The organism is Streptomyces niphimycinicus, assembly GCF_018883605.1.
Classification (GTDB): domain Bacteria; phylum Actinomycetota; class Actinomycetes; order Streptomycetales; family Streptomycetaceae; genus Streptomyces; species Streptomyces niphimycinicus.
The window spans coordinates 35801-59017 of record NZ_JAHLEM010000001.1 but is presented as its reverse complement, the minus strand read 5'-3'; the positions used below and the strand labels follow the sequence as shown (position 1 = coordinate 59017).

Genomic DNA, 23217 nt, shown 5'->3' with positions numbered 1-23217 from the left:
CTCCGCCAGTACCTCAAGCGGTCGATCGCCGACGCCCGACAGGCACGTCAGCGGGTGCGCGAACTGGAGGACCGGGACCGGGAACCGATCGCGATCGTCGCCATGGCCTGCCGCTACCCCGGCGGCGTGGTCTCGCCCGAGGACCTCTGGCGTCTGGTCGAGCGGGGCGAGGACGCGATCACGCCGTTCCCGGCGGACCGGGGCTGGGATCCCGACGAAGCGGCCGACCCGGGTGTGCGGCCGTCCGTCGGTGGATTCCTGCGGGGCGCCGACCGGTTCGACGCGGAGTTCTTCGGCATCAGCCCCCGAGAGGCGCTGGCCATGGATCCGCAGCAGCGGCTCCTGCTGGAGACCACATGGGAGGTCCTCGAACGGGCCGGAATCGACCCCGAGTCGCTGCGCGGCGCCCCGGTCGGCGTCTTCGTCGGCAGCGGCAGCCAGGACTACCTCCCGACGAACGGCCGGGCCCCGGCAGGCGCCGACGGATATCTGCTCACCGGGGCGTCCTCGGCCGTGCTGTCCGGCCGGGTGGCCTTCGCCTTCGGCTTCGAGGGGCAGGCGGTGACCGTCGACACGGCCTGCTCGTCCTCGCTGACCGCACTGCACCTGGCGAGCCACGCGCTGCGCCGGGACGAGTGCTCGCTCGCGGTGGTCGCCGGGGTGACCGTGATGGCCTCACCGGTCGTGTTCGCCGAGTTCGGCCGACTGGGCGGTCTTGCCCCCGACGGCCGGTGCAAGGCGTTCTCGGCCGCCGGGGACGGGGCCGGGTTCGCCGAGGGGGTGGGTGTGCTGCTGGTCGAGCGGCTGTCCGTGGCGCGCCGCGAGGGACATCCGGTGCTTGCCGTGGTGCGCGGCAGCGCGGTCAACCAGGACGGTGCGAGCAGCGGACTGACGGCGCCGAACGGCCCTTCGCAGCAGCGGGTGATCGGACAGGCCCTCGCGGGCGCCGGACTGTCGGCCGCGCAGGTCGACGTGGTGGAGGCACACGGCACCGGTACGGCACTCGGGGATCCGATCGAGGCACAGGCGCTGCTCGCCACCTACGGACAGAACCGGGACCGGCCGCTGCTGCTCGGCTCGATCAAGTCCAACATCGGCCACACTCAGGCCGCGGCGGGGATCGCCGGTGTGATCAAGATGGTCATGGCGCTGCGCGAGGGCCTGGCGCCCAGGACGCTGCACGTGGACGAGGTGTCGAGGAACGTCGACTGGTCGGCCGGAAAGGTGCGGGTGCTCAGCGAGGCGCAGCCGTGGCCGGACACGGGCCGACCGCGGCGGGCGGGCGTGTCGTCATTCGGGATCAGCGGGACGAACGGGCATGTCATTCTGGAGGCCGCGGGGGCCGCGGAGGCCGCGGAGGCCGTCGAGGCAGCGGAATCCGCTCCGGTCGGCGCCCCGGCACCGGTGCTGCCCTGGGTGCTCTCCGCGAAGAGCGAAGCGGCGCTGAGCGCGCAGGCATCGCGGCTGCGCGAATCGGTCGCGGCCCGGCCGCACCTCGGCCTGAACGATGTCGGGGCGTCGCTGGTCACGACCCGCTCGTCGTTCGAGCATCGCGCCGCCGTGGTCGCCGGGGACCGGGACGGCTTCCTGCGCGGGCTGACGGCTCTGGGGTCCGGTGACGACACGGCGGCCGGTGTGGTCCGGGGCGTGGCCAGGAGCGGAAAGCTGGCGTTCCTCTTCTCCGGCCAGGGCTCCCAGCGGGTCGGTATGGGCCGGGAGCTGGCGGCGGGGTTCCCGGTGTTCGAGTCCGCGTTCGCCGAGGTGTGCGCCCGGTTCGACCGGTATCTGGAGCGGCCGCTGCGGGAGGCGATGTCGGACGCCGCTTCGCTGGATCAGACCGTCTGCGCCCAGGCGTCGCTGTTCGCGGTGGAGGTCGCGCTGTTCCGGCTGGCGCGGTCGTGGGGTCTGCGCCCCCACGCCCTGGCCGGGCACTCGATCGGCGAACTGGTCGCGGCCCATGTGTCCGGAGCGATGTCGTTGGACGACGCCGCCGCGCTGGTCGCGGCACGCGGGCGGCTGATGCAGGCACTGCCGGCCGGCGGGGCGATGGTCGCGATCGTCGCCCCGGAGGCCGACGTTACGCCGCTGCTGACCGAGCGCGTGTCGATCGCGGCGGTGAACGGCCGCTCGTCGGTGGTGATTTCGGGCGACGAGGAAGCCGTACTCGCCATCGCCTCGCGGTTCAAGCGGACGCGGCGGCTACCGGTGAGCCATGCGTTCCACTCGCCCCTGATGGAACCCATGCTCGACGAATTCCGCCGGGTGGCCCGGGCGTTGTCGTACGGCCCCCCGCGGATCCCGGTCGTCTCCAACGTAACCGGCGAGCTGGTAACGGAGTTCACGGCCGACCACTGGGTACGGCACGTGCGGGAGACGGTGCGCTTCGCCGACGGGCTGCGCACCTTGGAGGCGCGGGGCGTGACGACGTTCCTCGAACTCGGGCCCGACGCCGTGCTGACGGCGACGGCCGACGACGCCGCGACGATCCCGCTCCTGCGGAAGGACCGTCCGGAACCGGAGGCCGCGCTGACGGCACTGGCGCGACTGCACGTCCGCGGCGTCGACGTGGACTGGCCGGGCTTCTTCGCCGGGTCCGGCGCCCGGCGCGTCGACCTTCCCACCTACGCCTTCCAGCGCGAACGGTACTGGCTGCCCGCCGGCCTCGGCCGCTCCTCCGCAGAGCATCCGCTGCTGGAGACGTCGGTCGAACTCGCCGGGAGCGGCGGCGCGGTGTTCACCGGACGGCTCTCCACCGCCACCCATCCGTGGCTCGCCGACCACCAGGTGCTCGGCAGCGTCGTACTGCCGGGAGCCGCCATGGTGGAGTTCGCGCTGCACGCGGCCGACCGCACGGGCGGCGACGGAGTGGCGGACCTCACGCTCGAAGTGCCGCTCGTGCTGCCGGAGAAGGGGGGTGTGGAGCTGCAAGTGACCGCCGACGACGGTGCGTTCGTCATTCACTCACGCCCCGCCGGAGCGAGCGAATGGACACGGCACGCCAGTGGCGCCTTCGCCGAGGACCGGCCGGAACCAGAACCCGCCCTGGCCGAGTGGCCGCCGAAGGACGCCGAACCGGCCGACGTGTCCGAACTCTACGACCGCCTGCGCACGGCCGGTCTCGCCTACGGCAGGACGTTCCAGGGCGTGCGGGCGGTGTGGCGGCACGGCGACGACGTCCTCGCCGAAGTGGCCCTGCCCGACGACGTGACCGCGGACGCCGGCCGGTACGGGATGCATCCCGCGCTGCTGGACGCCGCCCTGCACGCGGCCGGGCTGACCCTCGCCGACGACGGCACACGGCTGCCCTTCTCCTGGCGGGGAGTGCGCCTGCACGCCGTACGGGCGACGTCCTTGCGGGTTCGCCTCTCGCCCGTCGGCCCGCAGGAGTTCACCGTGTCCGCGGCGGACGAGTCCGGGGCGGCAGTGCTCTCGATCGGCACCCTGGCCCTGCGGCCCGCGTCGGCGGGCCTGCTTCAGGCGGCCCGCGCCAAGGCGACGCTGTTCCGGGTGAGCTGGGAGAACACACCGGCGACCGGCGCGGCGTTCGCGGGAACACGCGTGGTGCTCGGCCCGGACGAACTGGGTCTCGCGGACGCGCTCGGCGCCCCACAGGTCGCCGAGCTCGCCTCGGCCGACGGCTCGGTGTCCGACCTGGTGGTGTCCTGCGCGACCGGCGGCTCGGACGTTCGCGCCCGGCTCGACCGGGTGCTGCGGCTGACACAGGCATGGCTGGCCGACGACCGGCCGGCGGCGTCGCGCCTGGTGGTGGTGACCCGGGAGGCCATGGGACCGGACGCCATGGACCCGGCCGGCGCGGCGGTGTGGGGCATGCTGCGCTCGGCACAGTTGGAGCACCCGGGCCGTATCGTCCTGGTGGACCTGGACGGCCAGGACGCGTCACTGCGCGCGCTGCCCGCGATCCTGTCCCGCGCCGAGCCCCAGGTGGCCGTCCGCGCCGGCCGGGCGTCGGTGCCGAGGCTGGAGCGGATGAGACAGTCCGAACCGGGCCCTTCACCCTTCCGCCCCGGCGGCACGGTACTCATCACCGGTGGGACCGGTGTGCTGGGCAAGGCGGTGGCGCGCCACCTGGCCACGGCACACGGGGTACGTCATCTGCTGCTGCTGAGCCGGGGCGGGCCGGCGGGCGCCCTCGACCTGTCCGACCTCTCCGGCCTCGGCGCCGAGGTCTCGGTCGTCGCGTGTGACGTGGGCGATCGTGCATCACTGGCAGGGGTTCTCGCGTCGATCCCGGCCGACCGTCCGCTGACCGGCGTGGTACACGCCGCCGGTGTCGTCGACGACGGCGTGGTGTCGTCGCTGTCGCCGGGGCAGGTGGACACGGTGCTGCGGGCCAAGGCGGACGGGGCGCGGCATCTGCACGAGCTGACCGGGGACCTGGACGCCTTCGTGCTGTTCTCGTCGGCGGCGGGAACGCTGGGCTCGGCCGGCCAGGCCAACTACGCGGCGGCCAACGCCTACGTGGACGCCCTGGCACAGCACCGGCGCGCCTCGGGACTGCCGGCGACCTCTGTGGCCTGGGGCCCGTGGGAGGAACTCAGCGGGATGACGCGGGGTATGAGGGCGGCGGACCGTGCGCGGCTGACGCGGTCGGGTATCGCCGCACTGCCCACGGAGGACGCCCTGTCGTCCTTCGACGCGGCGGTGACGGCGGACGAGGCGGTGGTCGTGGCCATGCGGCTGGACACCTCGGCGCTGGGGGATCACGTGCCCGCTGTGCTGAGCGGGTTGGCCTCGCGGCGGCCCCGGCGCGAGGCGGCGACGGTCGGGTTGCTGGAGCAGCTCGCCCCGCTCCCCGCGGACGAACAGGACCGGAGGGTGATCACAGCGGTCCGCACGCAGGTGGCCGCGGTCCTCGGATTCCCGGGCCCCGAGCGAGTGGACACCGAACAGGGCCTGGTGGACATGGGTTTCGACTCCCTGACGGCGGTCGAGCTGCGGAACCGGCTGAACACCGCCACGGGCCTGCGGCTGCCCGCCACCCTGGTCTTCGATTACCCGACCCCCACAGCGCTGGGCCGCCATGTCGCGGCGGAACTACGGCGCGGCCGCGGCGGCGACGATCCGGGCGAGCCGGCCGCGGCGCTCGCGGTCCTGAGCGAAGTGGACCGGCTGGAGGGGCTGCTGTCCGCATGCTCACCGGGCGAGGACGGATACGCGCGGATCAGCGGCCGACTGCGTGAACTGATGGCGACATGGGACGGCCTCGCGCACCGGGCGCACACGACGCAGGAGCCCGGCAGGGAGCCGGAGAAGGAGCCGGAGAGGGAGCCGGACCGGAGCACGGTCACGGCGAAGTTGCAGTCGGCGTCGGCGGACGAAGTCCTCGCCTTCATCCAGAAAGAGTTCGGCAGGTAATGGGCGCGATGAACGAAGACACCCTCCTCGATCACCTGAAATGGGTGACGGCCGAGCTGCACGAGAGCCGGGAGCGGCTGCGCGCGGCGGAGTCCGTCGAGCGGGAGCCGGTCGCGATCGTCGGGATGGCATGCCGCTATCCGGGCGGTGTGCGCACCCCGGAGCAGATGTGGAGACTCCTCGCAGGCGGCGAGGACGCCGTCTCCGGCTTCCCCGTCAATCGCGGGTGGGACCTCACCCGCCTGTACCACCCGGACCCGGACCACCGCGGCGCGTCGTACGCGCGGGAAGGCGGGTTCCTGCACGACGCCGACCTGTTCGACGCCGAGTTCTTCGGGATCTCGCCGCGCGAGGCGCTGGCGATGGATCCGCAGCAGCGGTTGCTGCTGGAGACCGCGTGGGAGGCATTCGAAGATGCCGGTATCGATCCCGCCGCGGTACGCGGCAGCCGGACCGGCGTGTTCGCGGGTGTGATGTACCACGACTACGGCGCCCTCCTCGAACAGTCGGCCCAGGATTTCGAGGGCCACGTGGGAAGCGCGAACGCCGGCAGCGTGGCGTCCGGCCGGATCGCCTACGAACTGGGCCTGGAGGGGCCCGCCGTCACCATCGACACCGCCTGCTCGTCGTCGCTGGTGGCCCTGCACCTGGCCTGCCAGGCCCTGCGGCGCGAGGAGTGCACGCTCGCCCTGGCCGGCGGCGTGACGGTCATGGCCGACCCCCGGCCGTTCATCGAGTTCAGCCGACAGCGTGGCTTGGCGGCGGACGGCCGGTGCAAGTCGTTCGCCGACGCGGCGGACGGCACGGGGTGGTCCGAAGGCGTCGGTCTCCTCCTGGTCGAACGGCTCTCGGACGCGCGCCGCAACCGGCACCCCGTGCTCGCGGTGGTACGCGGCAGCGCGGTCAATCAGGACGGTGCGAGCAGCGGCTTCTCCGCGCCCAACGGCCCTTCCCAGCAGCGGGTCATCCAGCAGGCCCTGGCCGACGCCGGGCTGGAACCGTCCGAGGTGGACGCCGTGGAGGCCCATGGCACGGGCACGCGGCTCGGTGATCCCATCGAGGCACAGGCGCTGCTGGCGACCTATGGCCGGCGCCGTGACCGGCCGCTGTTCCTGGGCTCGGTCAAGTCCAACATCGGTCACGCGCAGGCCGCCGCGGGTGTGGCCGGGGTGATCAAGATGGTGCTGGCGATGCGGCACGGAGTGCTGCCCACCACCCTGCACGTCGACCGGCCGAGCCATCTGGTCGACTGGTCGGCAGGAGCCGTGGAACTGCTGACCGAGGCCAGGGACTGGCCCCGGGGCGGGCGGCCGCGGCGGGCAGGGGTCTCCGGGTTCGGCGTGAGTGGCACCAATGCCCATGTGATCGTCGAAGAGCCGGAGGCCGTGCCCGGGTCCGAGTCCGGACCGGACGCCGGGTCCGGGGCCGGACCGGACGCATCGTCAACCGCCCATCCCGCGGTCGTCCCCTGGCCGCTGTCCGGGCACACCCCACAGGCCCTGCGCGCACAGGCCGGCCGCCTCCTGTCGCACCTCCAGGACGGCGACGGCCTCGGCCCGCGCCCCGTCGACGTGGCCCTCTCCCTCACCACCACCCGCTCGGTGTTCAACCACCGCGCGGTGGTGACCGGCGAGGACCGCGCGGAACTGCTGTCCGGCCTCGCCGCGCTCGCCGCGGGCGACACCACCCCGGGTACGAGCGTCGCGGCGGCCGCGTCCGATGGGCCCACGGCGTTCGCTTTCACCGGCCAGGGCTCGCAGCGCCTGGGCATGGGCCGGGAACTGTACGAGACCTTCCCGGTGTTCGCCGCGGCGTTCGACGAGGTGAGCGCCGAACTGGACCGGTATCTGTCCCGTCCGCTGCGCGAGGTGATCTGGGGCGACACCGCGCATCTGCTGGAGCAGACCGAGTTCGCCCAGACCGGACTGTTCGCCGTGGAGACGGCGCTGACCGCGCTGCTGCGGTCCCTGGGAGTACGGCCGGACGTGGTCCTCGGCCACTCCGTCGGCGAAGTCGCCGCCGCGCACACGGCCGGGGTGCTGTCCCTGCCCGACGCCGCCCGGCTGGTCGCCGCCAGGGCCCGGCTGATGCAGACGCTGCCCGCCGGCGGGGCGATGGTGTCGGTAAGGGCCGGGGAATCGGCGGTGCTGCCCTTCCTTAACGAGCAGGTCGCCCTCGCCGCGGTGAACGGACCGGACGCCGTGGTCCTCTCCGGCCCCGAGGAACCCGTCCTCGCGGCCGCCGCCCGACTGGCCGCCGACGGCATCCGCACGAGGCGCCTGGCGGTGAGCCACGCCTTCCACTCGCCCCTGGTCGCCGGAATGCTCACCCAGTTCCGGGCCGTGGCGCAGACCGTGGCCTTCGCCCCGCCGGCCATCCCGTTCGTGTCCGCCGTCACCGGCACACCCGTGACGGCGGCCGAGCTGTGCTCACCCGACTACTGGACCGCGAACATCCGTGAAACGGTCAGATTCGGCGACTGCGTGGACAGCCTCACCACCCAGGGAGTCGCACGCTGTGTGGAGATCGGGCCCGACGCCGTCCTCGCGCCCATGGCGCGGTCGGCCGTGCCATGGGTGCCCGTACTGCGGGGGCGCCTCGCCGAGCCGACGGCGTTGCTCACCGCGCTGAGCAGCCTGTACGTGCGGGGGGCGACGGTGGACTGGCCGGCCTGGCTGGCCGGTGCCGGACACCGCGTACCACTGCCCACGTACGCCTTCCAGCCCAAGCGGTACTGGCCCGCCGCGGCCGTACGCGACCGGCATACGCACCGCACCGCCGACGCTCTCGACCACGGCATCCTGCACCACATGGTCGAGTCGCCGGACTCCGGCCGACTGGTGGTGACCGGCCGGCTGGACCGGCACGCCCAGCCGTGGCTGGCCGATCACGCCTTCGGCGGCGTGGTCCTGTTCCCCGGCGCAGGCTTCGTGGACCTCGCGGTCACCGCCGGGGCGCTGGCCGGCTGCCCGGTGCTGGCGGAGCTGACCGTCCGGGCACCCTTGCCCGTGCCCGAGGAAGGCGAGGTCGACCTCCAGGTCGTCCTGGACCCGGCCGATACGCAGGGCGCCCGCCAGGTGTTGGTGTACGCCCGCACACCGACCCGCCCCGACTGGACCTGCCACGCGACAGGCGCCCTGTCGGCCCGGGAAACCACACCGAACCCGGGCCCGGCCCACTGGCCGCCGCCGGGCGCCACCGAGATCCCCCTCGCCGGCACCTACGAGAGCCTGTACGAGCAGGGCTACGACTACGGCCCGGCCTTCCAGGGGCTGCGCTCGGCATGGCGGACGGACGACGCCGTGTACGCCGAGGTGAGCGTCGACGACGGCGCTTCACACAGCCTGCACCCCGCGCTCCTGGACGTGGCCCTGCACGCGTCGGTGTTCCTGCGGGCGGCCGGCGACCGGGGCGGGCTGCCGTTCGCGTGGAGCGGGGTCTCGGTGCACGCCACCGGCTCCTCGGTGCTGCGCGTGCGGCTGGCCCGGGCGGGCCAGGACGCGCTGACCCTGGAGGCGAGCGATGAGACGGGCAGCCCGGTCGTCCGCGTCGAATCGCTGGCCGTACGGCCCGTGGCGCCCGGCGCGCTGGCCGCCGTACCACTGGCGGACCAGGCGATGTTCACGCTCGACTGGCGCCCGGCGACGACCTCCGGCGCCACCTCCGGCGACGCTCTCGTCGTACGCCGTTGCGGCGGGGGCCCGGAGCCGGCCGAGGCCGGCCGGGTGCTGGGGCTGCTGAAGGAGTGGCTGGCCGGCGATCGGCCCGCGCACGAGCGGCTGGTGATCATGACCGGCGCGGCGGTGGCGGTGACCCCGGGCGAGGACGTCACCGATCTGGCGGGCGCGGGAGTGTGGGGCCTGGTGCGCTCGGCGCAGTCCGAACACCCCGGCCGTTTCCTGCTCGTGGACACCGATGGCACGCACGACGACACGGCGCTGCTGGCCGCGGCCGCCGCCGGTGAGACCCAGATCGCGGTCCGCGCGGGCCGGATGCTGGCGCCGAGGCTGGTCCGGGCCGCGGCCGCCGCACCGCTCACCCCGCCCGAACCCCTGGCGGACCCGGACACGACGGTGGTGATCACCGGCGGCACGGGCGGACTCGGCGCTCTTGTGGCCCGCCACCTGGCGACCGCATGCGGTGTCCGGAACCTTCTGCTGCTCAGCCGCCGGGGAATGGCCGCCGAGGGAGCCGCGGACCTGGCCGCCGAACTGGGGGCGCGGGTGGCCGCCGTGGACGTCTCGGACCGTGACGCCCTGGCCCGGGCGCTGGCCGGCATCCGCGTCGGCGGTGTGATCCACGCGGCGGGCGTACTCGACGACGCGGTGCTCGAGTCGCTGACCCCGCAGCGTGTCGAGCGGGTGATGCGCTCCAAGTCGACCGCCGCGCTGGCCCTGCACGAGCTGACCGAGGACCAGCCCGTGTCCTTCTTCGTGATGTTCTCCTCGGCGGCCGGGATCCTGGGCAGCCCCGGCCAGGGCGCCTACGCCGCGGCGAACGCGGTGCTCGACGGCCTGGCGGCGCGACGCCGGGCGCAGGGCCTGCCGGGCCAGTCACTGGCCTGGGGCCCGTGGGGCGGTGCCGCCGGGATGACCGCCGCGATGAGCGAGACCGACCGGACCAGACTGGCCAGGGCGGGCGCCGCGGCCCTGTCGCCGCAGGAGGGGCTCGCGCTGTTTGACGCCGCGCTCAGCAGGGACGACGTACTGCTGGTGCCGGCACGTTTCGACCTGGCCGCCGCCGGAACCGTGCCCCCGCTGATGCGCGAGCTGGTCGTCCGGCGGGCAGCGCACCGTACGTCCGAACCGCAAAACGTGCTGCACCGGTTGACCGGGCTGTCGCAGGAGGAGCGCCGGCGCGCGCTGCTGGACGTGGTGCGCTCTCACGCGGCCGCGGTGCTGGGGCATCCCGAGCCGGAGTCGGTGAGCGCCGAACGGGCCTTCAGCGACCTGGGCTTCGACTCGCTGATGGCGATCGACCTGCGCAACCGGCTGAACGCCGCGACCGGGCTGCGGCTTTCGCCGACGCTGGTCTTCGACCAGCCCACCGCGGCCGAACTCGCCGCGCACCTCGACTCGCTGACCGAGCCCCCGACCCCCGTTCAGCCGGTCCTGGAGGCGCTGGACCGCCTGGAGTCCCTGATGCCCACGCTGGCACCGGACGACGAGACCACGGCGCAGGTCGGCGGCCGTCTGCGCCGTCTCCTGTCGAACCTGGGGCAACGCCCGGCGTCCGGCCTGGACCTCGCCGATGCGTCGGCGCAGGAGGTGCTCGACCTCATCGACAGCAAGTTCGCACTGCCCGACCGGCCATGATCCGAAGACTCTTCGTGCCGTCCGACGGTCCGCCGCCTGCCAAGCGGGGGCGTGGTCCGCGCGGCCGTGTCATGCTGGAGGTGGAGGGGAGACGGGGTGCTCGCCCTCCGCCAAGGTTTCTTGATCTTGAAGGGACCAGCCATGCCGAACATCACCCCGTACCTGGAGCGCAACCGCGCTTTCGCGGCCTCCGGCGCCCAGGCCGACGTCCCCGAGGTTCCCTTCGTCCCGTTCGGACAGCTATACCTGATCACCTGCATCGACCCGCGCGTGGAGCCCGCGGCCATCCTCGGCGTCCGGCTCGGGGAAGCGATCGTCGCGCGCAACGTCGGCGGCCGCGTGACCCCCGCGGTCATCAAGGACCTCGCCTGGATCGTGCACCTGCACGAGAACAAGACCCCCGACGCGGACTGGTTCGAGATCGCCGTCATCCACCACACCGACTGCGGCTCGGGCCTGCTCGCCGACGACGACCTGCGCGCCGGCTACGCCGCACGTGGCGGCTGGGACGAGCGGACGTCCCTGCGGATGGCCGTCCTGGAGCCGGCCGAAACGGTCCAGGAGGACGTCGCCAAGCTGCGCTCGGCACCCGAGCTCGCGCCGGGCATCGGCGACCTCGCGGTCGGCGGCTACGCCTACGATCTCGCCACGGGGGAGGTCACCACGGTCGTCCGGTGAGTGATCGCGGCAGCAGCGGCCCTCCGTAGGTCCAGCAGGGGCCGCCGCCGGACGCGGCGGCCCCGCCGACGGCGAGAACCGTGTTGGCAGCGGGCTACCCGGCCGGGGCCTCGTCTCCGGTCAGCATCGGCAGCAGCGACGCCGCCGACCAACTGAAGTGGGGCGAGTTGAGCGGCGCGCCGCTGACCGGGTCGTAGTTCTCCATGATCGGACCGTTGCCGGAGAGCCCGGACGCATGCGCGAGGAGCCGGTCGGTGAGGGCATCGGCGTCCTTGCCGTAGCCGTAGCGGCGCAGGCCGCCGAGGGCGAAGTACGCCTGGTCGAGCCAGACGGGGCCGCGCCAGTACGCGGTCGGCGAGAAGTACGGGGAGCTCTTGGCGACCGTGGGGAACGGCACCCCGGTCGCGAACTCGCCGGGGTCCGTCAGCCGGGCGCGCACCGTCCGGGCCTGCGCCGCGGACGCCGTGCCGGTCCACAGCGGGATGGCGCCCTCGATGCCGCGCCCGCGCGCGGTGAGCGGCTTGCCGGTGCCGAGCGCGGTGTCGTGGAACCAGCCGTCGGCCGGGTCGTACATCGTCTTCCGTACCAGGGCGTGGGTGGCGGCCGACTTCTCCTTCCACCGCCGGGCGTCGCGGCCGTGCCCCACGACGGCCGCGATCCGCGCCAAGTAGCCCTGGTCCGCAGCGAGATACGCGTTCAGGTCGACGGACTCCTGGGCGAGGGAGTAGCCGAGGAGGGTGCCGTCCGCGGCCCGGTTGGCGACGACGGACGTGCCGAGCGCGGCGTCGTAGCGGGGCGCGTTGTCCATGCCGCTCTCCCAGGCCGCGGCCAGGCGCCGCTGTTCGGGCGAGTCATTGGCGGGGTCGACGGTGGCGCCGTACTCGGCGAGGCCGTTGTGGTCGTGGTCCCGGTTGCGGTACCACCAGTCCTGGTAGGCGGCGAGTTTCGGGTACATCTCGCGCAGGAACGCCGTGTCGCCGCTTCTGCGGTAGACCTCCCATACGGCCCAGGCGGCCAGCGGGGGCTTGGAGTTGCGCTCGTTCCAGTTGCCGCCGCCGCGCGCGGGGTCGTTGTAGAAGATGGCGTCCGGGATCATTCCGGCGTCCTGCGGCCGGGTCCGGGAGTCCGGCCGGATCTGCCAGTCGAACATGGAGCGGATCTGGGACTGGGCGAGCCGGGGGTCGAAGCGGGCGGTGCCGACCGCCTGCTTCCAGGTGTCCCAGGCCCAGAGGCCGCCGGTGAACCACTTGTACGAGATCGACGGTGTGATGCCGTCGTGCTTGATCTTCCCGGCCGCACTGCGCCGGTTGGTGACGAGTGTCTCCAGCGACTTCACGGCCATCCGCCGCCGGTCCGCCGGCACCCCGCGGGTCACGTCGCGGACATAGCGGCGCCAGCGCTCGTCGGCGGCGGCGGCCTCGGCCGAGGGGGCGGCGAGGACCTGCCGCGCCCGGTGCGCCTCGCGGGTGCGTTCGGCGGCGGTGAAGGTGTAGGACTCGGTCCAGTCGAAGCGGTGGGAGCGCCCGGGGGCGAGGGTGACCGGGGCCGTGGCCGCCGTCCGGTAGGTGTCGCCGTCGAGGGTGGTGCGGACGGGTTCCTTGTGGGTGATCTCGAAGCGTTCGGTGCCGTCCGTGAGGTAGTCCCACTCCTTGCGGACTCTTGCGAAGTCGACGCCGACGCCGGTGGGTGTGGCGGTGAGCGAGGGCGCGTCGCGCATCGGCGCGTCCTTGGGGCGCAGCAGGCTGCCGGTCCAGCCGGCGTGCAGGGTGCGCGTCGCGGTACCGGTGTTGCGCAACTCGGCTCGTACGAGTGCGCTGCGGTCGGTGGCGAACCGCAGCTCCAGCGTGAGGCGCAGGCCGCGTCCGAGGTCGTAGGACTGGCGCAGCAGCCCGGGCAGCGAGGTGAACCGGGGTGTGCCGCCCGCGGCGAGGTCCAGGGTGTGCCCGCCCTCACTGAGGCGGATGCGGCTGAAGGAGGTGCTGAGCCACCACGGGTATTCCTGGGCTATGTAGAGCGGCCCGGTGAAGCCTCCGTACGCGGCGCGGTCGCCCTTCTCGGGCAGGGCGTAGGCGTGCCAGGCGCCGCGGTCGGCGAAGACGGTGACGGGGTTGTTGTCCTTGTCGTCGCCGGGCAGGGCGGCGGTCGGGGTGCCGTGCAGATCGAGGACGTCCGCGTAGCGGGACGGCGGCCGCGGATGGTCCGCGGCGGAGGCGGGGTGCGAGGCGGCTTGCGAGGCGGCCTGCGGGGCGGCGAGCGCGCCCGCGGCGAGCAGGAGCGCCGTCAGGGCGTACAGGGGCCGGTGTCCGGTCACTGGTCGGTTCCTCCGGGGGAGTCGGGGGTGGGGGAGTCGGGGGCGGTGGAGCCGGGGGCGGAGGCGACGCGGATGACCGCGGCGCCGAGCGGTTCGAGAGCTATGTGGCCGTGAACGGCCCCTCCGGTGAGCAGATCGGTGCCACCCGCGGCGTACGCACCGGTCAGCGCGGTCCGCGCCGGCCGGTCGCCGTGGTTGAGGAGGAAGAGATACGTGTCCCGCGCACCGGCGCGGACCGTCACCTCCACGCCTTCGGGAGCGTCCAGGACGGGCCGTACGCCCGCCGCGGTCAGGGCCCGGTCGAGTATGTCGCCGATGTCCTCGCCGAGATGGCAGCTCACATACCAGGCGGTTCCGGAGCCGTACGGGTGCCGGGTGACGGCGGGCCGGCCGGCGAGCGGGCCCGAGGCGTACCCGTCGGCGGTCTCGGCGCCCTCGGTCACGATCCACTCGGTCCACAGCGTGGCCTCGGCTCCGGAGGCCAGGGTGACCGTCTCCCCGTCGGGGACCGGCCAGAACTCGTCCACCGACAGACCCAGTACCTCCCGCAGCGGACCGGGCGCTCCTCCGTCGTGGATGTGGTCGTGTCCGTCGACGACGCCACTGAACGGTCCGCAGACGAGGTGGCCGCCGCCGCGTACGTAGTCGGCGATCCGGCGGGCGTGCTCCGGGCGCAGCAGGTGCAGGTTGGGCGCGAGGACGGCCCGGTAGCCGTCGAGGGCGGCATCCGGCGGGACGAAGGTGATCGTGATGGAGCGGGCGTGGAGAGCCGTGTACCAGGGACGCAGCAGATCGGGCCAGCGCATCCGGGCCGAGGGGTGGTCGTCGCCCTCCAGCGCCCACCAGGAGTCCCAGTCCAGGACGATCGCGACGTCGGCGGCGAGCCGGCTGCCCGCGATGTCGCCGAGGCGGGCGAGTTCGGCGCCGAAGCGCACCGTCTCGCGCCAGCCGCGCGAGGCGGTGCCGCGGTGCGGCAGCAGGGCGCTGTGGTACTTCTCCGCTCCGGCGCGGGAGGCCCGCCACTGGAAGTACATGATGCCGTCGGCGCCGCGGGCCAGGGCCTGGAGCGACCACAGCCGCTGGAGGCCCGGCTTTTTGGGGACGTTCACCGGGCGCCAGCTCACCGCCGAGGGGGCCTGTTCGAGGAGCAGCCAGGGGGTACCGCCGTTGAGGGAGCGCATCAGGTCGTAGTTGAGGGACGCGGTGATGTGGGCGTGCGGATCGGCGGGGTCCGGGTAGGCGTCGTCGGAGACGAAGTCCTCGGCCTGCGCCCACTTCCAGTAGTCGAGCGCCTTGAACATCGACATGAAGTTGGTCGTCGCGGGAGTGTCCGGGCCGAGTTCCGTCAGAATCTCGCGTTCGGCGCGGTGCAGGGCCAGGAGCGCGTCGGAGCAGAACCGCCGCCAGTCGAGAAGCTGGGTCGGGTTGACCGGTCCGGGCGCGGTGCGCGGCGGTTCGATCTCGTCGTACGTGGTGTAGCGCTGCGACCAGAAGGCCGTTCCCCAGGCGTGGTTGAGGGCGTCGATGGTGCCGTAGCGCTCGCCGAGCCAGGCCCTGAAGTGGGCGGCCGAGCGGGGGCAGAAACACTCCGTGACGTGGTCGCCGTACTCGTTGTGGATATGCCACAGGGCGAGCGCGGGATGGTTCGCGTACCGCTCGGCGAGGGCGCGCGTCAGCCGCAGTGCGGCGGCCCGGTACTGGGGCGAGGACGGGCAGTAGTGCTGGCGCGAGCCGAATTCGAGGCGTACGCCGTCCGCGGTGACGGGCAGGATCTCCGGGTGGGCGCGGACCAGCCACGCGGGCGGTGAGGCGGTGGCGGTGGCCAGGTCGACGGCGACGCCGTGGGCGTGCAGCAGGTCCAGGAGCCGGTCGAACCAGGCGAAGTCCCAGGTGTCCGGGCCCGGCTGGAGCCGGGCCCAGGAGAACACGCCGACGGTCACCATGGTGACCCCGGCCTCCCGCATCAGCCTGGCGTCCTCGGCCCAGACCTCCTCGGGCCACTGCTCGGGGTTGTAGTCGCCGCCGTACAGCAGGCCGGGGACGCGGGTGAGACGGGTCCGGCCGGGGCGGCTCATCCCTTCACCGCCCCGCCGAGCAGTCCGGCCACGAACTGCCGCTGGAAGAACAGGAAGAGCGCCATGAGCGGCAGCGTCGCGAGCAGCGAGCCGAGCATCAGTCCCGAGTAGTCGACCCGGGAGAGACCGGTGAGGGTGTTGAGTGCGACGGGCACGGTGTATTTGTCCTCCGTGTTGAGCATGAGCAGCGGCCAGATGAAGCTGTTCCACTGGGTCATGAAGGTGAAGATCACCAGGGCGCCCAGTTGGGGGCGTACACACGGCAGCACGACCTGGTAGAAGGTGCGCAGTTCCCCGGAGCCGTCGACCCGGGCCGATTCGAGGAGTTCGTCGGGGAAGTCGACGAAGCCCTGCCGCATCAGCAGGATGCCGAACGAGTTCGCGAGGAACGGCAGGATCACGGCCTGGTAGGAGTCGATCCAGCCGACGCTCGCCATCATCTGGAACAGCGGCACCAGCAGCACCTGGAACGGGATCATCATCGTCATGAGCACCGCGCCGAGCAGCAGACCGCGGCCGCGGAAACGGTACTTGGCGAGCCCGTAACCGCACATCGCGGAGATCAGCGAGCTGAGTGCCGTGTGCACGACGGCGATCCCGACGCTGTTGAGGAGCACCCGGCCGAATCCGATGGTGTCCTGGAGGCGTACGAGATTGTCGAGCAGCCGCCCGCCGGGCAGGAACGGCGGCGGCGAGCGGAAGAGTTCCGGTGTGGAGTGCGTGGCGGCGATCGCCATCCACAAGAACGGCACCAGGCTGACCACGGCCCCGAGGGCGAGCAGCAGCCGTACCAGACAGCGGCCGGCCCGGCGGGCCGGATGGACCCGTGCCGGGGCGGGGGTAAGGGGGGTCACCGGCGGCGCTCCCTTCCGAACACCAGGTACTGGAGGGCGGAGATCGCGGCGATGAGCGCGACGACGACCCAGGCGATCGCGGCGGCGTAGCCGAAGTCGAGCTGCTGGAAGCCGACCTTGTAGAGGTAGACGACGGGGGTGAGGGTCGCGTCGTCGGGGCCGCCGCGGGTGAGGACGTAGTTCTCGTCGAAGAGCTGGAGGGTGCCGATGGTGGAGGTGATGACGCAGAAGAGCACCACGGGCCGCAACTGCGGCAGGATCACCCGGAGGTAGGTGGTCACCGTCCCGGCACCGTCGATCGAGGCGGCCTCGTACTGTTCCTTGCCGATCGCCTGGAGTCCGGCGAGCAGGATGACGGCGTTGTATCCGGTCCAGCGCCAGGTGAGGGACGCGATGAGGGAGACGCGGGCCCAGGTGGGGCTGTTGAGCCAGTCGACCGGGCCGGCGCCGAGCGCGCCGAGGATCTGGTTCACCAGGCCGCCGTCCGTCTTGAGCAGGACCTGGAAGACGACTGCGTACGCGACGAGGGTGGTGACGGCGGGCAGGAAGTAGACCGCGCGCCAGGTGCCGCGGAAGCGGAGCCATGACTGGTTGAGCAGGACGGCGAGGGCCAGTCCGAGGCCGATCATCACCGGGACCTGTATGGCGAGGATGACGCCGGTGTTGAACAGCGACTTCAGGAACGCCGGGTCGTCGAACATCCGCCGGTACTGGTCGAGCCCGACCCAGCGGGTGGTGCCCGCGTCCTCGGAGGTGAAGCTCTGGAGCAGGCTGGCACCCAGCGGATAGGCGAAGAAGAGGGCGAAGAGGGCGGCCGCGGGGCCCGCGAAGATCCAGGCGGCCAGGCGCGGGCGCCGTCGTCCGCCGCGGGCCGCGGCGGGTTTGCGTACCGGGGCGGGGCCCCGGTCGAGGGCGGTGGGGGCGGTGGGGGCGGCCATCGCGCTACTCCGCCCTCTTGCGGCCGGTGGCCCTGGCGAGTTGCCCGGCGGCCGAGCCCAGGGCGCGGCGCGGGTCCCGGCCGTGCAGCATCACGCCGGTGACGGCGGAGATCATGATGTCCGCGGCCTTGGCGTCGTCCTTGTCGTACTCGACCGGAGGGATGTTGCGGGCGAGGCGGGCGAAGACATCGAGGGTGCGCTGACCGTCGAAGTAGTCCTGCCTTTCGCTCAGATGGGGGTCGTCGAGCGCGGGCAGATAGGCGGGGAAGAGACCTTCGCGTTTGAGCATGGAGATCTGGTTGTCCTTGCGGGTGAGCAGGAACTCGATGAAGGCCCAGGCCAGCCGCGGATTCTTGCTCTGCGCGGGCACAGCGAGGGTGGATCCGCCGACGTTGGAGGTGCGGATGGAGTCGGCGGTGAAGCCGGGCAGCGGCACCACCCCGAACCTGCCCTTCAGCTCGGGCATTTCGGAGGTGAGGGTGCCCGTCCACCAGGCGGCGGTGGGTGTCGTTGCGGCCTTGCCCTCCTTGGTGCCGGTGACCAGTCCGTCCCAGCCCCTCTCGTAGGCCACCAGGCCCTCGTCGCCGAGGGCCTTCATCAAGGTCAGGGCCTTGACGGCGGCCGGGGTGTCGACGGCGACGCGGCCGCCCTTGAAGTAGTGCTGGCCCTGCTGTTGCAGCAGCATCGGGAAGATCCCGGCGTCCTTGTCCGCGGGGTCCTGGATGATCAGCTTGTGGCCGGTGGCCTTCTTGATGCGGATACCGGCCTTGACGTAGTCGTCCCAGGTGAGCAGGGAGCGGGGGTCGACACCCGCGGCGCGGAAGTGGTCGGTGCGGTAGTAGAGAGCGCATGGGCCGATGTCCCAGGGCAGGGCGAACAGCTTGCCGCCGGGGCCGGTGACCGTGTGCCATGCCGCGCGCTCGAAGTCGCCGCCGTAGCGACCGCCGAGGCTCATCAGATCGTAGAAGCCGGCCGGGAAGTTGGCTATGTAACGCGGCATGTGGGTGCCCTCGACCGTGAGGACGTCCGCGAGGCCCGTGCCTCCGCGCAGCCCAATGGTGATCTTGTCGTAGGCGTTGTCGTAGCCGATGTCGACGACGTCGACGGTGGTGCCGGGGTGGCGCTGTTCGAAGTCGCCGGCGAGGCGCTTCATGGCCTTGGCGGCCACATCCCACGACCAGACGGTGATCTTGCCGCTGACCTTTCCTCCCTTGTCGTCCGCTTTCCCGTCGATCTCGGGAGCCCGTCCGCCGCCGCCCACGCCACCCATGGCACAGCCGCTGAGCAGGGGTGACGCCGTGGCCGCGAGGCCCGTGGCCAGAACGGCCCGCCGGGTGGGTCTCGTTGACACTCTTGCCTCCTGGTGCCTGAATGCATAATGCTGTATTCAGAACACTGAATGACGGAGTCCGCCGTCAAGAGGTGTACAAGCAAAGACTTTTGAGACCGGCCGCCCCCGGCCGGGCCAAGCTGCTTGCCTACGCGAAAGGCACGGCATGACGTCGTCCGAGAACTTTGTCCACCCCTACATCCCGAACTCCGTGCCGTCAGTGCGGCAGGCGATGCTCGAAGAGATCGGTGCGGCGAGCATCGAGGACTTCTACGCCGACATCCCGGCCGGGATCCGGCTGCACCGCCCCCTCGACCTGCCGGCCGCGCTGCGTTCGGAAGTCGAACTCACCCGGCATATGGAGGAACTGCTCGCCCGCAACACCTCAACACGGCAGGTCCTCAGCTTCCTCGGCTCGGGCTGCTACCCGCACCATGTGCCCGCGGTCGTGGACGAGGTGGTCAACCGCAGCGAGTTCCTCACCGCGTACGCGGGCGAGCCGTATGAGGACCACGGCCGCTTCCAGGCGCTGTGGGAGTACCAGTCGATGATGGCCGAGCTGCTCGACGTCGAGGTCGTCAACGTCCCGGTGTACGACGGCTTCCAGGCCGCCGGGACCGCCCTGCGCATGGCGGGCCGCGTCACCGGGCGCCGCCGCGTGCTCGTCGCCACCGCGATCGACGCGGACAAGCTGTCCCGCATACGGGACTACGTCCGTCCCGACCATGACATCACCGTGGTCCCGGTCGACCCCGAGACGGGCTCCGCCGACCTCGACGCGCTGCACCGGGAGCTGGCCGCCGGTGACACCGCGGCCGTCTACGCGGACGCCCCCTCGGCCCTCGGCATCGTCGACTCTGCACTGCCGCGCCTCGCCGAACTCGCCCACGACGCGGGCGCCTTGTACGTCGTCGGCTGCAATCCGCTCACCCTCGGCGTGCTCGCACCCCCCTCCGCGTACGGCGCGGACATCGCCTGTGGCGACATCCAGCCGCTCGGCATCCACCAGAGCTTCGGCGGCGGCAACGCCGGCTTCATCGCCACCCGCGACGAGGAGCGGCTGGTCGCCGAGTACCCCTCGCGCCTGTTCGGGCTCGCGCCCACCTCGGTCGAGGGCGAGTACGGCTTCGGCGACGTGGCACACGAGCGGACCTCCTTCGCCCTGCGCGAGGAGGGCAAGGAGTGGGTCGGCACGGCGGCCGCGCTGCACGGCATCGGCGCCGGTGTCTATCTCGCCCTGATGGGACCGCAGGGCATGCGCGAGATCGGCGACACGATCCTCGCCCACACCGCGTACGCCCGGCAGCGCCTGGCCCAGGTGCCCGGCATCGAGGTCCCGTACGGCGACGCCCTGCACTTCGCCGACTTCACCGTGCGCTACACCGGCGGCAGGACCGCCGCCGAGATCCGGGCCGACCTCAAGGAGCGCGGCATCTACGGCTCCGTGCCCACCGGCGAGCACGAGGCCGCCTTCTGCGTCACCGAAGTCCACTCCAAGGCCGACATCGACCGGCTCGCCGCCGCCCTCGAGGAGATCGTCAAGTGACCGCCCACCACGCCCCCGCACCCGTCTCGCCCGAGGACGCGCGGATCGCGCCCAAGCCGCGTCTGCGCCGCTTCCAGCAGGCATCCTGGGACGAGAAGCTGATCTTCGAACTCGGTTCGCCGGGCGAACGCGGTGTCCTTGTCCCGGCGCCGGACCCCGCCATCGCCCCGGTGGAGATTCCCCCGGCGCTGCGCCGCGCCGAGCCGCCCGCCCTGCCCGAGATGTCACAGCAGCAGGTCCTGCGCCACTATCTGCGTCTGTCGCAGGAGAACCTGGGCGCCGACCTCAACATCGACGTCGGCCAGGGCACCTGCACCATGAAGTACAGCCCCAAGGTCAACGACCAGTTCGTCCGTGACCCGCGCATCGCCGCGCTGCATCCGCTCCAGGACGAGGACACCGTCCAGGGCGTCCTCGGCATCATCCACAGCCTGGAACTGCTCCTGAAGGAGATCTCCGGCATGGACCGGGTCTCCCTCCAGCCGGCGGCCGGTTCGGCCGCGATCTACACCAACGTGGCCATGATCCGCGCGTACTTCGCCGCCCGCGGCGAGCTGGAGCAGCGCGACGAGGTCATCACGACGATCTTCTCCCACCCGTCCAACGCGGCCTGCGCGAAGACGGCCGGATTCAAGGTCATCACCCTCCACCCGGACGCGGACGGCTACCCGGACATCGAGGCGCTCAAGGCCGCGGTCGGACCGCGCACGGCCGCGCTGCTGATCACCAACCCCGAGGACACGGGCATCTACAACCCGCGCATCGAGGAGTTCGTACGGATCGTGCACGAGGCGGGCGGCCTGTGCTCGTACGACCAGGCCAACGCCAACGGCATCCTCGGCATCACCCGCGCCCGCGAGGCCGGGTTCGACCTGTGCCACTTCAATCTGCACAAGACGTTCTCGACACCGCACGCCTGCGGCGGACCGGCGGCCGGCGCGTCCGCGGTGACGGAGGAGCTGGCGCCGTATCTGCCGCGCCCCACCGTCGAGTTCGACGGCGAGCGCTACCGTCTGGACGACGACCGGCCCGAGTCCATCGGAAAGATGCGGCCGTTCTACGGGGTGGTGCCGAACCTCGTGCGCGCGTACGCATGGATCATGTCGCTCGGCGCGGAGGGGCTGCGCTCCGCCGCGGAGACCGCCGTCCTCAACAACAACTACCTGCTCCACAAGGTCCGCCGGATCCCGGGGGTCTCGGTGCCGTACGCCCAGGGGCGGCCGCGCGTCGAACAGGTCCGCTATAGCTGGCAGAAGCTGCACGAGGACACCGGGCTGCACTCCGAGGACATCGGGCTGCGCGCCGCGGACTTCGGCACCCACTACTGGACGAGCCACCACCCGTACCTCGTCCCCGAGCCGATGACGCTCGAACCGACCGAGTCGTACACCCGCGCCGACCTCGACGAGTACGTGGCGATCCTCACCGAGATCGCCCGCGAGGCGTACGAGTCGCCGGAGACGGTCCGCACGGCCCCGCACCGTTCGACCATCCACCGGATCCGCCCGGAGACCCTGGAGGACCCGGCCACCTGGGCGGTCTCCTGGCGCGCCTACCGCCGCAAGATCCTTGGTGAGGCCACCCGTTGACCAGGATCGGCCTGGTGGTCAACCCGGTCGCCGGACTCGGCGGCCGGGTGGGCCTGGGCGGCACCGACGGCCGGGAGCGCCGCCACCGCGCCCTCGCCCTGGGCGCGAGGGCCCTGGCGGGGGAACGGGCGGCCGCGGCACTGCGTGAGCTGCGTGAGCTGCGGGCGGGATCGGGCGTCGGTGCTGGTGCTGGTGCTGGTGCCGGTGCCGGTGCTGGTGCCGGTGCGCTGGGTGGCGCGGTCGCGGAACCGGAAGTCGTCACCGCCGCCGGAGCCATGGGGGCCGACTCCGTCGCCGCGGCCGGGCTGACAGCGCGGGTCGTGTACGTCCCGGGGGCCGGGGACGAGACCTCGGCCGAGGACACCCTCGCCGCCGTGCGCGCCGTCGTCGCCGAGGGAGTCGACCTGCTGCTCCTGGCCGGCGGCGACGGTACCGCCCGGGATGTGCTCACCGCGCTCGACGGGGTGCACTGCCCGGTGCTCGGGGTGCCGACCGGCGTCAAGATGCACTCGGCCGTGTTCGGCGTCAGCCCGCGCGCGGCGGGCCAGGTCGCCGCCGCGTGGCTCGCCCGCTCCGGCTCCGTACGCCTGCGCGACGCCGAAGTGATGGACCGGGACGAGGATGAACTGCGTGCCGGACGCGTCGCCTCCCGACTCTACGGCTGGCTCCCCGTGCCCGACGTGCCCGTGCGCGTCCAGCAGCGCAAGACCGGCAGCACGGCCGGTGCGCCGGAGGCGGTCGGCGGCATCGCGGCCGAGGTCGCCGAGCGTGTCGGCGACGGACTGCTGGCACTCGGCCCGGGCAGTACCACCCGCGCCGTCGCCGCCGCGCTGGGGGCCGATGTCTCCCTCACCGGCGTCGACGTGCTCGCGCTGCGGCCCGGTCACCCCACGGAGGTCGTTCTGCGCGACGGGGGAGAGGACGCCCTCCTCGCGGCGGGGCCGTGCTGGATCGGCCTCTCTCCCATCGGCGGCCAGGGCTTTCTCCTCGGCCGCGGCAACCAGCAGATCTCGCCGCGGGTCCTGCGCGCGGCGGGCGGCCGGGAACGGCTGCTCGTGCTGTGCACCGAACAGAAGCTGGCGTCCTTGGGCGGCCGCCCTCTCCTCCTCGACACGGGCGACGAGGCGCTGGATGCCGAACTGGCGGGCCATCTGCCCGTCATCACCGGCCGCCGCCGCACGTCGCTGTACCGCCTGACCACCTGA

Annotated in this window: 11 protein-coding genes; 6 read left to right on the top strand and 5 right to left on the bottom strand. The window is 72.6% G+C overall.

Annotated elements, in window-relative coordinates:
- Positions 1–24 precede the first annotated feature (24 nt).
- The 3 genes from KN815_RS00220 to KN815_RS00210 all read left to right on the top strand — a co-directional run bounded on the left by KN815_RS00220 (position 25) and on the right by KN815_RS00210 (position 11369).
- Entirely contained in the window at positions 25–5376 is a 5352-nt protein-coding gene (locus tag KN815_RS00220) for an SDR family NAD(P)-dependent oxidoreductase (protein WP_372458214.1), read from the top strand.
- A complete protein-coding gene (locus KN815_RS00215) occupies positions 5376–10691 on the top strand; it encodes a type I polyketide synthase (protein ID WP_216338923.1) in 5316 nt (1771 codons plus the stop codon). Before KN815_RS00220 ends, KN815_RS00215 begins: the two co-directional genes overlap by 1 nt.
- A 141-nt stretch (positions 10692–10832) precedes the next feature.
- Positions 10833–11369 (top strand): carbonic anhydrase, encoded by a 537-nt coding sequence (locus tag KN815_RS00210; RefSeq protein ID WP_216338920.1) that lies wholly within the window; start codon positions 10833–10835, stop codon positions 11367–11369.
- 94 nt (positions 11370–11463) lie between these two features.
- Here KN815_RS00210 and KN815_RS00205 read toward each other — a convergent pair whose 3' ends face one another.
- Genes KN815_RS00205 through KN815_RS00185 form a run of 5 tightly spaced genes read right to left on the bottom strand, consistent with a single transcriptional unit; the run spans position 11464 to position 18898 of the window.
- Complete coding sequence (locus KN815_RS00205; RefSeq protein WP_253208641.1) at positions 11464–13680, bottom strand: MGH1-like glycoside hydrolase domain-containing protein; 2217 nt, start codon at positions 13678–13680, stop codon at positions 11464–11466.
- A complete protein-coding gene (locus tag KN815_RS00200) occupies positions 13677–15755 on the bottom strand; it encodes a beta-galactosidase (RefSeq protein WP_216338919.1) in 2079 nt (692 codons plus the stop codon). Before KN815_RS00200 ends, KN815_RS00205 begins: the two co-directional genes overlap by 4 nt.
- Positions 15752–16609, bottom strand: a complete 858-nt coding sequence (locus tag KN815_RS00195) for a carbohydrate ABC transporter permease (protein WP_253208640.1) — start codon at positions 16607–16609, stop codon at positions 15752–15754. Before KN815_RS00195 ends, KN815_RS00200 begins: the two co-directional genes overlap by 4 nt.
- Positions 16606–17547, bottom strand: coding sequence for a carbohydrate ABC transporter permease (locus KN815_RS00190; protein WP_216338917.1), 942 nt, complete (start codon positions 17545–17547; stop codon positions 16606–16608). The genes KN815_RS00195 and KN815_RS00190 overlap by 4 nt, the downstream gene beginning before the upstream one ends.
- 4 nt (positions 17548–17551) lie before the next feature.
- Complete coding sequence (locus KN815_RS00185; protein ID WP_216338915.1) at positions 17552–18898, bottom strand: ABC transporter substrate-binding protein; 1347 nt, start codon at positions 18896–18898, stop codon at positions 17552–17554.
- A gap of 145 nt (positions 18899–19043) precedes the next feature.
- On the opposite strand from KN815_RS00185, the gene gcvPA reads away from it, so the two are divergent.
- Genes gcvPA through KN815_RS00170 form a run of 3 tightly spaced genes read left to right on the top strand, consistent with a single transcriptional unit; the run spans position 19044 to position 23217 of the window.
- Positions 19044–20423 carry an aminomethyl-transferring glycine dehydrogenase subunit GcvPA gene (gcvPA, locus tag KN815_RS00180; RefSeq protein ID WP_216338913.1) on the top strand — a complete coding sequence of 460 codons (1380 nt, stop codon included), beginning with the start codon at positions 19044–19046 and terminating at the stop codon, positions 20421–20423.
- Positions 20420–22012 (top strand): aminomethyl-transferring glycine dehydrogenase subunit GcvPB, encoded by a 1593-nt coding sequence (gene gcvPB / locus KN815_RS00175; protein WP_216338911.1) that lies wholly within the window; start codon positions 20420–20422, stop codon positions 22010–22012. Before gcvPA ends, gcvPB begins: the two co-directional genes overlap by 4 nt.
- Positions 22009–23217 carry an ATP-NAD kinase family protein gene (locus KN815_RS00170; protein WP_216338909.1) on the top strand — a complete coding sequence of 403 codons (1209 nt, stop codon included), beginning with the start codon at positions 22009–22011 and terminating at the stop codon, positions 23215–23217. The genes gcvPB and KN815_RS00170 overlap by 4 nt, the downstream gene beginning before the upstream one ends.